The following is a 12112-nucleotide window of genomic DNA, read 5'->3' on the forward strand; positions in this document are numbered from 1 at the left end:
ACCTGCTGCAACAAAAACAACAAGCTCAGGAGTCACGACATGCAAACGCTCAACCTCGCCACCCGCCGCTGGTGGTACATCATGCCCATCGTGTTCATCACCTACAGCCTGGCCTACCTGGATCGAGCCAATTATGGCTTCGCGGCGGCCTCGGGCATGGCCAAGGACCTGATGATCACCCCGGGGCTGTCCTCGCTGCTCGGCGCGCTGTTTTTCCTCGGCTACTTTTTCTTCCAGGTGCCCGGGGCGATCTACGCCCAGAAACACAGCGTGAAGAAGCTGATCTTCGTCAGCCTGATCCTCTGGGGGTCGCTGGCGACGTTGACCGGCGTGGTCTCCAACGCCTACTGGCTGATCGTGATTCGCTTCATGCTGGGCGTGGTCGAAGCCGCCGTCATGCCGGCCATGCTGGTGTACCTGTGCCACTGGTTCACCCGCGCCGAGCGCTCGCGCGCCAATACCTTCCTGATCCTCGGCAACCCGGTGACCATGCTGTGGATGTCGGTGGTGTCGGGCTACCTGGTGCAGCAATTCGACTGGCGCTGGATGTTCATCATCGAAGGCCTGCCGGCGGTGCTCTGGGCCTTCGTCTGGTGGCGCCTGGCGGATGATCGTCCGTCCCAGGCCAAGTGGCTCAGCCCCCAGCAAAAGCAGGACCTGGAAAGCGCACTGGCGGCCGAACAGGTCGGGATCAAGGCAGTGAAGAACTACGCCGAGGCCTTCCGCTCACCCAAGGTGATCATCCTGGCGTTGCAGTTTTTCTGCTGGAGCATCGGGGTCTACGGGTTCGTCCTGTGGCTGCCGTCGATCCTCAAGGCCGGCCTGCAAATGAGCATGGTCGAGGCCGGCTGGCTGTCGTCGCTGCCGTACCTGGCGGCCGTCGTCGCCATGCTCGTTGTGTCCTGGGGCTCGGACAAGGCCCAGAAGCGCAAGCGTTTCGTCTGGCCGCCGCTGCTGGTGGCGTCCATCGCGTTCTACGCCTCGTACCTATTGGGACCTGAACATTTCTGGTGGTCCTACAGCCTGCTGGTGATCGCCGGCGCCTGCATGTACGCGCCCTATGGGCCGTTCTTTGCCATCGTTCCGGAAATCCTGCCGGCCAACGTCGCCGGCGGCGCCATGGCGCTGATCAACAGCATGGGCGCGCTGGGCTCCTTCGGCGGCTCGTACCTGGTGGGCTACCTCAACGGCTCCACCGGCTCACCGGGCATGTCCTTCCTGCTGATGAGCGGCGCATTGCTGCTGTCGGTGGTGCTGACCCTGGCCCTCAAGCCCGGTGCCAGCGACCGCGCCACCCCCAACTCCGTGGCGCCACACCCGGCGCCCGCCCATTCCTGAATCGAGATCCGCTCATGAAAAAGCACGTGGTGTTGTACAAGGCGCTGTCGGCGCAATTGATGGCCCGTTTGCAAGCGCAGGCCGACGTCACCCTCATCGACCGCCTCGACGCCCAGGGCCTGGCGCAACTGCGCGATGCCCTGCCCGGCGCCCATGGCCTGTTGGGCGCGAGCCTGAAGCTGGATGCAGGGCTGCTGGACCTGGCGCCGAACCTGCAAGCCATCGCCAGCGTCTCGGTAGGGGTCGACAACTACGACATCGACTACCTGACCGAACGCCGGATCCTGCTGAGCAACACCCCCGACGTGCTGACCGAGACCACCGCCGACACCGGCTTTGCGCTGATCCTGGCAACGGCCCGTCGCGTGGTGGAACTGGCCAACCTGATTCGCGCCGGCCAATGGCAAAAAAGCATCGGCCCCGAGCATTTCGGCAGCGATGTCCACGGCAAGACCCTGGGCATCATCGGCATGGGCCGCATCGGCGAAGCCTTGGCCCAACGCGGCCACTTCGGCTTCGGCATGCCGGTGATCTACCACAGCCACTCGCCCAAGCCCGCCGTCGAGCGGCGTTTCAACGCCCGCTACTGCTCGTTGGAAACCCTGCTGCGCCAAGCCGATTTCATCTGCCTGACCCTCCCGCTGACCGCAGAGACCCAAGGGCTGATCGGTGAACACGCCTTTGCGCAAATGCGCCCCGAATCCATCTTCATCAACATCTCCCGGGGCAAAGTCGTTGACGAAGCGGCACTGATCGACGCCCTGCGCAACGGCCAGATCCGCGCTGCGGGGCTGGATGTGTTCGAGCGCGAGCCCTTGAGTGCGGATTCGCCGTTGTTGCAGATGGACAACGTGGTCGCCACCCCGCACATGGGCTCGGCCACCCATGAGACACGCGAAGCGATGGCCCGCTGCGCGGTGGAGAATCTGCTGGCGGCATTGGCGGGTGAGCGGCCGGTGAACCTGGTGAATCCGGGGGCGTGGAAAGGCTAGAGGTTTGTCACCGGCATCACGGCCATCGTGAGTGGGCTTTGGTGGCGGTGATGCTGTTCCTACCGAGAACCCGGACCCGGCCTACGCCAACATCGGAAGCGGCGCCATAGCCCTTCCAGCGTCCCTGCTGCTATTCATTGATCACCGACGAAAACACGCCAGGTGGTGAGTTCGCAATGAAACAGACAAGGCAACCGGGGGTGATTGCATGCATGCCATACAGGTCATGATCAGGAGTGCCTACAAGACACATACCACTCTGCTGGTGTCCACGCTCATCACCCTGATAACGCTCAAACTGATCGTGCTCGCTTCACCGCTATTGCTGGGATGGGCAGGAGCAGGTGCGTTACTCGCTGCTGTACTAGCACTATTTTATCCCGCAGTTGCAGCATCCGCCCTTGGAATAGTAGCGGTAGCTCTATTAACAGCCACCATCTCGTCCATTCTCGATGCCAACCAGGTTGATATTATCAACAACGCAATTCTAAATGAATTTCGGGATCACCAACCCCAGTAACGGGAGTTCCTTGGTGCCGAATTTAGCCATATTGAATTCGGCACTATCTTGATTACATCAATGCCATAAACTGCCGATCAAATCAGGAGCATCATGAAGAAACGACCACAAGAGATACAACCTCCATATTGGTTGTTTGTCCTCGCCGCAACCCCTATCTTCTTCATTAACTTCCTGCTACCTTCCTACCCAATCACCCCTACAGAGTTGGCCATTGCCGCCTTCATAGACAACCACCTCTTTGGGCAAGTTGGTTTTTGGTCATCTCAATTCCCTTTCAGCTCAAAAGCAACCGCAAACTACCTTGCATGCATTGGCCCCGTATTTGCCATACTGGCCTTCTACAAGACTTATCAAACAATGAGGATCGACCCTAAACAGTACGAAAATTATTCACTATTAAAATACGCGCTCATCCCTCCCCTTGCGGCGCTTTATATATTGCTTTTTTTATTCATGTTCTATCTGACCTCAACCAACCTAGCCAGCAACAGCCAAAAATACAGTTTCTACGGGTCATACGCCCTCAGCTTTTCACTGTTCTCATCCTCCATGCTCATTATTTTTTACATAACACCTCTAATAGTGCATCGTTGCTTTATCTATTTACCTGCCCTATTACTTGAAAACTGGAGAGATAAGAGATCGCAGATTCGTCCTCCAAAATAATGCCTATAACGTTTTAAGAAACGGGATCATCCAAGTGGACAATACTGCATTTCAAACTATTTCGTACACAGCCTACAACGGCTGCAACTTGGGGTGATCGTGATGCATGAAGGAGCAATCGTGGACGATGGTCCGTGGCGGGGGCTGGTCGACAGGCCGGCGGTCAAGCTGCTAGTGGAGGCGATTCGGATGCAGAACTAGCGCAATAGGGTGCTGAGCTCCAGCCGTCATCGCGAGCAGGCTTACCTCCACAGGTTCCAGGGTGAACCTCGGATTCCGAAGGTGCCACAGGTCCCATGTGGGAGCGAGCTTGCTCGCGAAAGCGGTGTGTCAGTCAACATCAATATCAACTGATCCATTGCCTTCGGGCAAGCCCGCTCCCACAGGTTCCAGGGTGAGCCTCGGATTCCGAAGATGTCGCAGGTCCCATGTGGGAGCGAGCTTGCTCGCGAAAGCGGTGTGTCAGCCAACAGCAATATCAACTGATCCATTGCCTTCGCGGGCAAGCCCGCTCCCACAGGTTCCGCGGTGTGTACCGGTCCCTGGGGCTGTTACAACTTACGTCGGCTGACGGGTTTCGATGTTGTCCAGTGCACGGTTGGCCAACAGGCTGCCCAGTTCGATCAGTTGTTGGATGCCCAGGAGGAAGTGCCGGCGTGAACCCTCCAGGTCGAAGGCCAGGTCATTGACCATGACGTTGGCCGAGGCCAGGGTTTCGCTGAGGTTGGCAAGCAGGCTTTCGGTGTCGATGTCTTTGTTGACGGTGAAGAGTTGGTCGGGGGCAGGACCCGCTTCGGGTTTGTCCGGTTTCGGGTTCAAATAATGGTCGAGCACGCGGTCGGTGACTTTGTCGTGTTTTTGGGATTTGGTTTTTGGGCGCGGTGACGTTGGTTCGGTGTTCGGCGGGTTTGGAGTTGCTTTGAACATATATAAAGCTCCAGGTGAGAAATTGGAGCCATTCCTCTCGCTACCAAACGAATGGGTGATGGCCATACGGAGGTTGGTAGACCGGTCACCTGACAACCCGGCGCATCCGAAGACGCCCTACGCATGGCCACCATAAAACAGAGGGCGAAGAGCCCTTTGCATTCGATGGACTGCGCGTCAGGAGGCCGGGCTACCAAACCCGATCGCTGATTCATCAGCGACCCGAAAACGATAGAACCGGTCTCCCAGACGCACAAGCCGGCGGATTCTGGCGCAGTCGTAGGCAACGGCGCAAGACAACGTAGCCCAATACAGAACACTCCTACATCCAGATAAACACCCATTCACTTTGTGAGTGCTTCGCACCGGAGCGCCAGCCCGGTCAAGCGGGAGCAAGCTCCCTCGTCACAGCGTCAGTGCGCTTGTCCCGGCGGTATTCAGCGCAAGCGAGTCCACCCCACAATGTTCCCAAGCCGATCACAATTGTGCACACCCGATCAAAATCCTGTTAGTCGCCACCCCCCGCCATGCATTAAAGTAACGCCCCCAGCCCCGACGTTATCCGAACGCCAGGGGCCACCCTTTCCAGGAACAGTCACCGATGGAACATCGTGAAGCGCTTTTGGCGCTGCGAACCTTTCTTTCAACGCAGATTCTCGGCCAGGAAAAACTCATCGAGCGCCTGCTCATCGCCCTGCTTGCCGACGGCCACATGCTGGTAGAAGGCGCGCCAGGGCTGGCGAAGACCAAGGCGATCAAGGAGCTGGCCGAAGGGATCGAAGCGCAGTTCCATCGCATCCAGTTCACCCCCGACCTGCTGCCCGCCGACATCACCGGCACGGAGATTTATCGCCCGGAAACCGGCAGTTTTGTCTTCCAGCAAGGGCCGATCTTCCACAACCTGGTGCTGGCGGACGAGATCAACCGTGCCCCGGCCAAGGTCCAGTCCGCCTTGCTGGAAGCCATGGCCGAGCGCCAGGTGAGCGTTGGGCGCAGTACGTATGAACTGTCACCCCTGTTCCTGGTGATGGCCACGCAGAACCCCATCGAGCAGGAAGGCACCTATCCGTTGCCCGAGGCCCAACTCGACCGGTTCCTGATGCACGTCAAGATCGGTTTCCCGGATGCGACGGTGGAACGCCGGATCCTGCAACAGGCCCGGGGCGAGGCGCTCAATGGCGAGGCCAAGCCCGAGCGGCGGGTAAGCCAGCAGGCGATTTTCTCGGCGCGCAAGGAAATCCTCGGCCTGTACATGGCCGACGCCGTGGAGGAATACCTGGTGCAACTGATCATGGCCACCCGCAACCCGGCCAAGTTCGACCCGGAGATGGCCGAGTGGATCGCCTACGGTGCCAGCCCACGGGGTTCCATCGCCCTGGATCGCTGCGCCCGCGCCCACGCCTGGCTGGCCGGCCGCGACTTTGTCAGCCCCGAGGACATCCAGGCCGTGCTGTTCGACGTACTGCGCCATCGCATCATCCTGTCGTTCGAGGCCGAGGCCGCCGGTATCGACCAGGACCGGGTCGTGCAGCGGATTCTCGACGTCGTCGCTGTCGCTTGAGCAGGCGTCATGACTAACCCACTGGCGCCCGCACCGGGCATCCGCGTCAGCCTTTCGGAGCTGATCGAGATGCGTCATCGCGTGCGCGAAGTGCAGTTGTTCTCGACCCCGGGCCAACGCAGCCCGTTGATCGGCCTGCACCACTCCAAGCTGCGCGGACGCGGCGTGGATTTCGACCAGGTGCGGGTCTACCAGGCCGGCGACGATGTGCGCACCATCGACTGGCGCGTCACCGCCCGCACCCAGGAACCTCATACCAAGTTGTTCCACGAAGAGCGCGAGCGGCCGATCTTCATCATGATCGAGCAGAGCCACCGCCTGTTCTTTGGGTCGGGCCTGCTGTTCAAGTCGGTGCTCGCGGCCCAGGCCGCCAGCCTGATCGGCTGGGCCGCGCTGGGCCACAACGACCGCGTCGGCGGCCTGGTGTTCGGCAATAACACCCACTACGAGGTCAAGCCCCGGCGCAGTAAACAAAGCCTGTTGCAATTGCTCAACCGCCTGGTGCGGGTCAACCAGTCGTTGCACCCCGAGGGCGAGCCGGACCGCGATTCATTCGGCATTGCCCTGCGTCGGGCCCGGGAAGTGCTGCGCCCGGGCAGCCTGGCGATCGTGATCTGCGACGAACGCGCGCTGTCCGACAGCGCCGAGCAACAACTGAGCCTGCTGTCACGTCATTGCGACCTGTTGCTGCTGCCGCTCTCGGACCCGCTGGACCACGCCCTGCCCGCCGCCGGTTTGCTGCGCTTCGCCCAGCGCGGTGCGCAACTGGAGCTCGACACCCTGAATGTCGAACTGCGCCAGGCCTATCGCGCCCAGGCCGAGGCGCGCCAGGAGCGCTGGGAGTTACTGGCGCAGAAACTGCGGATCCTGATGATGCCCCTGAGCACCCAGGGCGACATGGTCGAGCAATTGCGCGAGTACCTGAACCCCAAGCGGGCCGGGATCAGCCGATGAACAGCCTGGACCAGTTGCAGCCACTGATGGCGCCGCCCCCCATTGGTTTCTGGCCACCCGCGCCGGGCTGGTGGTTGCTGCTGATATTGCTGCCACTGTTGGGCCTTGGGCTGTGGCAGTTGCGCCGTTTCCTACCCGCCAAGCGCGCCATCAGTCGCACCGAGCAACCCCTGGACCCGGTGCGCCTGGCCGCGCTGGCCGAACTGGCGCTATTGCCCAAGCCCTACGATGGCGCACCGGCCGGGGCCTGGTTGCAGCAGCTCAACGGCTTGCTCAAGCGCCTGTGTCGCAACCACTACCCCTACAGTCAGAGCCATACCCTGAACGGCCGCCAATGGCTGGCCTTCCTGGATAACCGCTGCCCGGCCGCCGGGCTGACCCGTTGGATGGTCCTGGTCGAAGGGGCCTACAAACCCGAATGCAAGCTGGACGACAAAGCCATTGCCGGCCTGACCCAGGCAGTCGACATCTGGATTCGCAAACATGTTTGAGTTCGCCTGGCCGTGGATCTTCGCGCTGTTGCCGCTGCCGTGGCTGATGCGCCTGCTGCTGCCCGCGGCCGACAGCGGCGAGCCGGCGCTCAAGGTCAGTTTCCTGGGGGAGCTCGAAGGCCTTGTCGGGCGTCGCGCCCGCACGCAACTGCCGAGCTGGCGCCAGCAAGCGCCTTTCATCCTGCTCTGGCTGCTGTTGTTGATCGCCGCCGCCCGTCCGCAATGGCTGGGCGAGCCGCTGCCCATCGCGGCCAGCGGCCGCGACCTGCTGGTGGCGGTGGACGTTTCCGGCTCCATGGACTTCCCTGACATGCAGTGGAAGGACGAAGAAGTCAGCCGTCTCGCGCTGGTCCAGCACATGCTCGGGGATTTTCTCGAAAGCCGTGAAGGTGACCGTGTCGGCCTGATCCTGTTCGGCAGCCAGGCCTATCTGCAAGCGCCCCTGACCTTCGACCGGCGCACCGTGCGCCGCTGGCTCGACGAAGCGCGCATCGGCATCGCCGGCAAGAACACCGCCATTGGCGATGCCATCGGCCTGGCCCTCAAGCGCCTGCGCCAGCGTCCGGCCCACAGCCGTGTGCTGATCCTGGTCACCGACGGCGCCAACAACGGTGGGGAAATCGACCCGCTGACCGCCGCCCGGCTGGCGGCCGACGAAGGAGTGAAGATTTACCCGATCGGTATCGGCGCCGACCCGGAGCAAAGCGGCACGGCGGGATTCCTCGGCGTCAACCCAAGCCTGGACCTCGACGAGGCGACGCTACGGGAAATTGCCCAGGCCACCGGCGGGCGTTATTTCCGCGCCCAGGATGGCGAACAGTTGCTGGCGATCAAGACCACCCTCGACCAGCTCGAGCCGGTGACCCAGCAACCGACCCAGGCCCGCCCGGCCCAGGCGCTCTATCACTGGCCCCTGGCCGTGGCACTGCTGTTGAGCATGCTGCTGGTGGCCCGCGAGCGCTGGCCGGACAACCCCTTGCAACGCCTGTTCAACCAGCCGCTGTTCCAATCGACCCCTCATGCCGAGTGGCGCCAGCGGCTCAAGCGCCTGCGCTTGCGGAGGCGTCGATGACTGCGCTCTGGCCGCACTGGTTGCGCCCCGTCTTTATCCTGCTGCTGCCGCTATTGGGCTGGTTGCTCTGGCAACTGTGGCACCGCCAGCGTCGGGTGGGCCGCTGGCAGATGATCCTGCCGGCCGCGTTTCATTCGGTGCTGCTCAGCGGTGGCAAGGGTCGCGAAAGCCGACTGCCGTGGATTGCCCTCGGCCTGGGTTGGCTGTTGACGGTACTGGCGTTGCTGGGTCCAAGCTGGGCACGGGTCGAACAGACCAGCCAGAAGCCTGCCGACCCGCTGGTGGTGGTGCTGGAACTGACGCCGGAAATGCTCGCCACCGACGTGCCGCCCACGCGCCTGGAGCAGGCCCGACGCAAGGTGCTGGACCTGCTGCACAACCGCAGCGACGCCCAGACCGCGATCATCGTCTACGCCGGCAGCGCCCACACGCTGGTGCCGCTGTCCGATGACCTGTCCACCAGCGCTAACCTGCTCGAGGCCCTCAAACCCTCGATCATGCCCCAGGGCGGCCATCGCGCCGACCTGGCGGTGATCAAGGCGATGGCCCTGCTGAACCAGGCCGAACTCGGCCACGGCCGGATCCTGCTGATCGCCTCGTCGCTGAACGAGCAGGAGCGCCAGGGTATCCACCAGGTCTTGGACGGTTCGCCCACGCAATGGCTGATGCTGGGCGTCGGCACCCGGGAAGGCGCGCCGGTGGCCCAGGAGGATGGCAGCTACCTCAAGGATGCCCAGGGCGCGATCCTGGTGCCACGCCTGGACAGCGCGGGGCTCAAGTCCTTCGCCAATGAACTGGACGGGCGTTATCGTCCGGCGCGCCTGGACGACAGTGACCTGCGCGGCCTGGGCCTGCTGGATGGCCCGCGTCATCTGCGCGAGGACGGCCAGATGCTGCGCCTGGACGCCTGGGCCGACCAGGGCTACTGGCTGCTCTTGCCACTGTTGCTGCTGGCGGCCTGCGCGGGCCGGCGCGGCTGGCTGTTCTGCCTGACGTTGCTGCTGGTGTTGCCGCAGACCAGCCAGGCCTTCGAATTCGAGGACTTGTGGCTGCGTCCCGACCAACAGGGCCAGCATTTGCTCAAGCAGAAACGCCCAGCCGAGGCCGCCGCGCATTTCGAGGACCGCCAATGGCAAGGCGTCGCTCTCTACGAAGCGGGCAATTACAGTGAAGCCGCCCGGCGCTTCGCTGAAGGCACCGACGCCCGCGCCCACTACAATCGGGGTAATGCCCTGGCCAAAAGCGGCGAGCTGGAAGCCGCGGTGGATGCCTACGAGCAGGCGCTGGAGTTGCAACCGGACCTGCGCCCCGCCCAGACCAACAAAACCCTGGTACAGAGCCTGTTGAACGAGCAGGCGGCGCCGGAGCAAACCCCGAAACCGACGCAAAACGAAGAACCGGGACCTGCCGAGCAAGCGCCGGACGCGGCGTCTTCCGCCCAGTCCTCGGAACCGGGCCAGCCCTCGGCTGAAACGGCGACGCCGCAGGAGCAACCCCAGGCGCACCCGGCACCGCCCTCGGGCGCCCAGGACGTGCCCGGCAGCGAACTGCCCGACGAGCAGACCACCACACCGCCGTTGCGCCCCGCCGCCGGACAGCGCAATGAAGAAGAACAGCGCCAGGCGCTGGAGCAATGGCTGCGCCAGATCCCGGACAATCCAGGCGAACTGCTCAGGCGTAAATTCTGGTACGAACAACAAAGCCATCAGGCCCAGGGAAAAACCCCATGACCCGCTTCACCGCCTACCTTCTCGTCCTGCTGTTCTGGGTGTGCCCAACCCAGGCCGCACAGCTGACGGCCAGCGTGGATCGCAGTCGGCTGAACTCCGGCGAAACGGTGGAACTGACCCTGGAATCCAATGACGCCACGTTGTTCGGCAAGCCCGACCTGGCCCCGCTCCAGGCACTGTTCGAGGTGCGCGGCACCCGGCAGGTCAACCAGTTGACCACCCTCGACGGAGAGAACCGCGCCACCACCCGCTGGATCGTGACCCTGCTGCCGCGCGAAAGCGGCACCGTGATCATTCCCCCGTTGCAACTGGGCGAAGTGACCAGCCAGCCCATCACCCTGCAAGTGATCGAAAGCGAGACCCGCAACGCGTCCGGCACCCTTGCCCCGGTGTTCATCGAGGCCAGCCTCGACCAGAACAAGGTGTATGTGCAGGCCCAGGCGATCCTGACCCTGCGCATCTACCATTCGGTGTCGCTGTACGACGACAGCAGCCTGACGCCGCTGCACATTCCCGACGCCCGCACCGAACAACTGGGCGAGTCGCGCACCTATGAAAAAGTCATCAACGACGTGCGCCACGGTGTCATTGAGCTGCGCTACGGCATCTACCCGCAACGCAGTGGCGAACTGACGATTCCGGCCCAGACCTTCAGCGCCACCCTGGTGGAACCGGTGGCCCAGGGCGCCGCGCCGACGGGCCCGAAACCCGGCCAGTTGATGCACGTCAGCTCCGAGCAACTGGTGCTGACCGTCAACCCCAAGCCGGCCAGCTACCCGGCCGATGTGCCCTGGCTGCCGGCCCGCAGCCTGTCGTTGAGCGAGAGCTGGAGCCCGGAGCCGACCCATAGCCAGGTCGGCGACTCCCTCACCCGCAGCCTGACCCTCGAAGCCGAAGGCCTGGCCAGCGCCCAACTGCCACCGCTGCCGGCCACCGAGATCAACGGCCTGCGACGCTACCCCGACCAACCGGTGCTCAGCAGCCGCAGCAGCGAGCGCGGCCTGGTGGGCAGCCGCGAGGATCGCGAAGCGCTGGTGCCCAACCGCAGCGGCACCATCGAGTTGCCGCCGGTGGAAGTGGTCTGGTGGAACACCCTGGAAGACCACCTGGATCGCACCAGCCTCCCGGCGCGCACCCTGCAAGTGGCGAACAACCCGAGTCTGATGGTCGATACCCCGCCGGGAGCCCCGCAGGTGGTGACCACCGTCGACAGCGAAACGCTGTGGTACTGGCAACTGGGGACTTTCATCCTGGCCTGCACGACCCTGCTCGGCTTCGGCCTGTGGTGGCGCGCACGCTCGCAGCCGGCGGTCCTACGCTCGGCCCAGGCCGGACCCAGCCCGCGCACGTTGCTGGACGACCTCAAGCGCACCTGCCTGGCCAACGACCCCCATGCCACCCGCCAGGCCCTGGACGCCTGGGCCCGCCAGCAGCCGGAAACCCTGGCCGACATGGCCGCGCGCTTCGTGCCGCTGTCCGACGCCCTCGACGGCCTCAACGGCGCCCTCTACAGCGAAACCGGCCAACACTGGCAAGGCGACGACCTGTGGCGCGCCATCCGCACCATCCCCACCGCAGAACGCGCCCAGGACCTGCTGGGCGACAGCGGCTTGCCACCGCTTTATCCCAAATAATCCCCGACACTTGTGGCGAGGGGATTTATCCCCGCTGGGCTGCGAAGCGGCCCTAAATACTTACGCCTCGGTGTACCAGACAGATTGAGTCGCCTGTTCTGGGGCTGCTTTGCAGCCCAGCGGGGATAAATCCCCTCGCCACAGGATCGGTTCTTCCCAGTAAACTCTGCACTTTTCCAGCCGCCCTCTTCACCCGCGGCCATCACCTGTTTTCTGGAGTTTGC

General features: G+C 63.1%; 11 protein-coding genes. 10 read left to right on the forward strand and 1 reads right to left on the reverse strand.

Annotation, left to right across the window (positions count from 1 at the left end; all coding sequences use genetic code 11):
* Positions 1 to 39 precede the first annotated feature (39 nt).
* From V3H56_RS15185 to V3H56_RS15200, 4 genes are all read left to right on the forward strand, one after another.
* On the forward strand, positions 40 to 1338 hold the full coding sequence (locus tag V3H56_RS15185; RefSeq protein WP_042732490.1) for an MFS transporter: 1299 nt from the start codon (positions 40 to 42) through the stop codon (positions 1336 to 1338).
* 14 nt (positions 1339 to 1352) lie between these two features.
* Positions 1353 to 2330 (forward strand): D-glycerate dehydrogenase, encoded by a 978-nt coding sequence (locus tag V3H56_RS15190; protein ID WP_338473547.1) that lies wholly within the window; start codon positions 1353 to 1355, stop codon positions 2328 to 2330.
* A 208-nt stretch (positions 2331 to 2538) separates the two neighbouring features.
* Entirely contained in the window at positions 2539 to 2850 is a 312-nt protein-coding gene (locus V3H56_RS15195; protein WP_338473548.1) for a hypothetical protein, read from the forward strand.
* A gap of 93 nt (positions 2851 to 2943) precedes the next feature.
* Complete coding sequence (locus V3H56_RS15200) at positions 2944 to 3519, forward strand: hypothetical protein (protein WP_338473549.1); 576 nt, start codon at positions 2944 to 2946, stop codon at positions 3517 to 3519.
* A gap of 558 nt (positions 3520 to 4077) precedes the next feature.
* Here V3H56_RS15200 and V3H56_RS15205 read toward each other — a convergent pair.
* Positions 4078 to 4446 carry a DUF6124 family protein gene (locus V3H56_RS15205; RefSeq protein ID WP_042732319.1) on the reverse strand — a complete coding sequence of 123 codons (369 nt, stop codon included), beginning with the start codon at positions 4444 to 4446 and terminating at the stop codon, positions 4078 to 4080.
* A 601-nt stretch (positions 4447 to 5047) separates the two neighbouring features.
* Here V3H56_RS15205 and V3H56_RS15210 point away from each other — a divergent pair.
* The 6 genes from V3H56_RS15210 to V3H56_RS15235 are packed head-to-tail and all read left to right on the forward strand — an operon-like array spanning position 5048 to position 11888.
* Positions 5048 to 6007: a MoxR family ATPase gene (locus V3H56_RS15210; RefSeq protein WP_042732320.1), complete on the forward strand. Its 960-nt coding sequence runs from the start codon at positions 5048 to 5050 to the stop codon at positions 6005 to 6007.
* Positions 6008 to 6016: 9 nt separating this feature from the next.
* The gene (locus tag V3H56_RS15215; protein ID WP_042732321.1) at positions 6017 to 6961 is read left to right on the forward strand and encodes a DUF58 domain-containing protein; all 945 of its coding nucleotides are present in this window, start codon (positions 6017 to 6019) and stop codon (positions 6959 to 6961) included.
* A complete protein-coding gene (locus V3H56_RS15220) occupies positions 6958 to 7452 on the forward strand; it encodes a DUF4381 domain-containing protein (protein WP_042732322.1) in 495 nt (164 codons plus the stop codon). Before V3H56_RS15215 ends, V3H56_RS15220 begins: the two co-directional genes overlap by 4 nt.
* Positions 7445 to 8524, forward strand: a complete 1080-nt coding sequence (locus V3H56_RS15225) for a VWA domain-containing protein (RefSeq protein WP_047738786.1) — start codon at positions 7445 to 7447, stop codon at positions 8522 to 8524. Before V3H56_RS15220 ends, V3H56_RS15225 begins: the two co-directional genes overlap by 8 nt.
* Positions 8521 to 10254: a tetratricopeptide repeat protein gene (locus V3H56_RS15230; protein ID WP_338473550.1), complete on the forward strand. Its 1734-nt coding sequence runs from the start codon at positions 8521 to 8523 to the stop codon at positions 10252 to 10254. The genes V3H56_RS15225 and V3H56_RS15230 overlap by 4 nt, the downstream gene beginning before the upstream one ends.
* Positions 10251 to 11888 carry a BatD family protein gene (locus V3H56_RS15235; RefSeq protein ID WP_042732757.1) on the forward strand — a complete coding sequence of 546 codons (1638 nt, stop codon included), beginning with the start codon at positions 10251 to 10253 and terminating at the stop codon, positions 11886 to 11888. Before V3H56_RS15230 ends, V3H56_RS15235 begins: the two co-directional genes overlap by 4 nt.
* Positions 11889 to 12112 lie beyond the last annotated feature (224 nt).

Origin of the sequence: Pseudomonas sp. MS646, assembly GCF_036693845.1 — a bacterium.
Lineage (GTDB): Bacteria > Pseudomonadota > Gammaproteobacteria > Pseudomonadales > Pseudomonadaceae > Aquipseudomonas > Aquipseudomonas chlororaphis_E.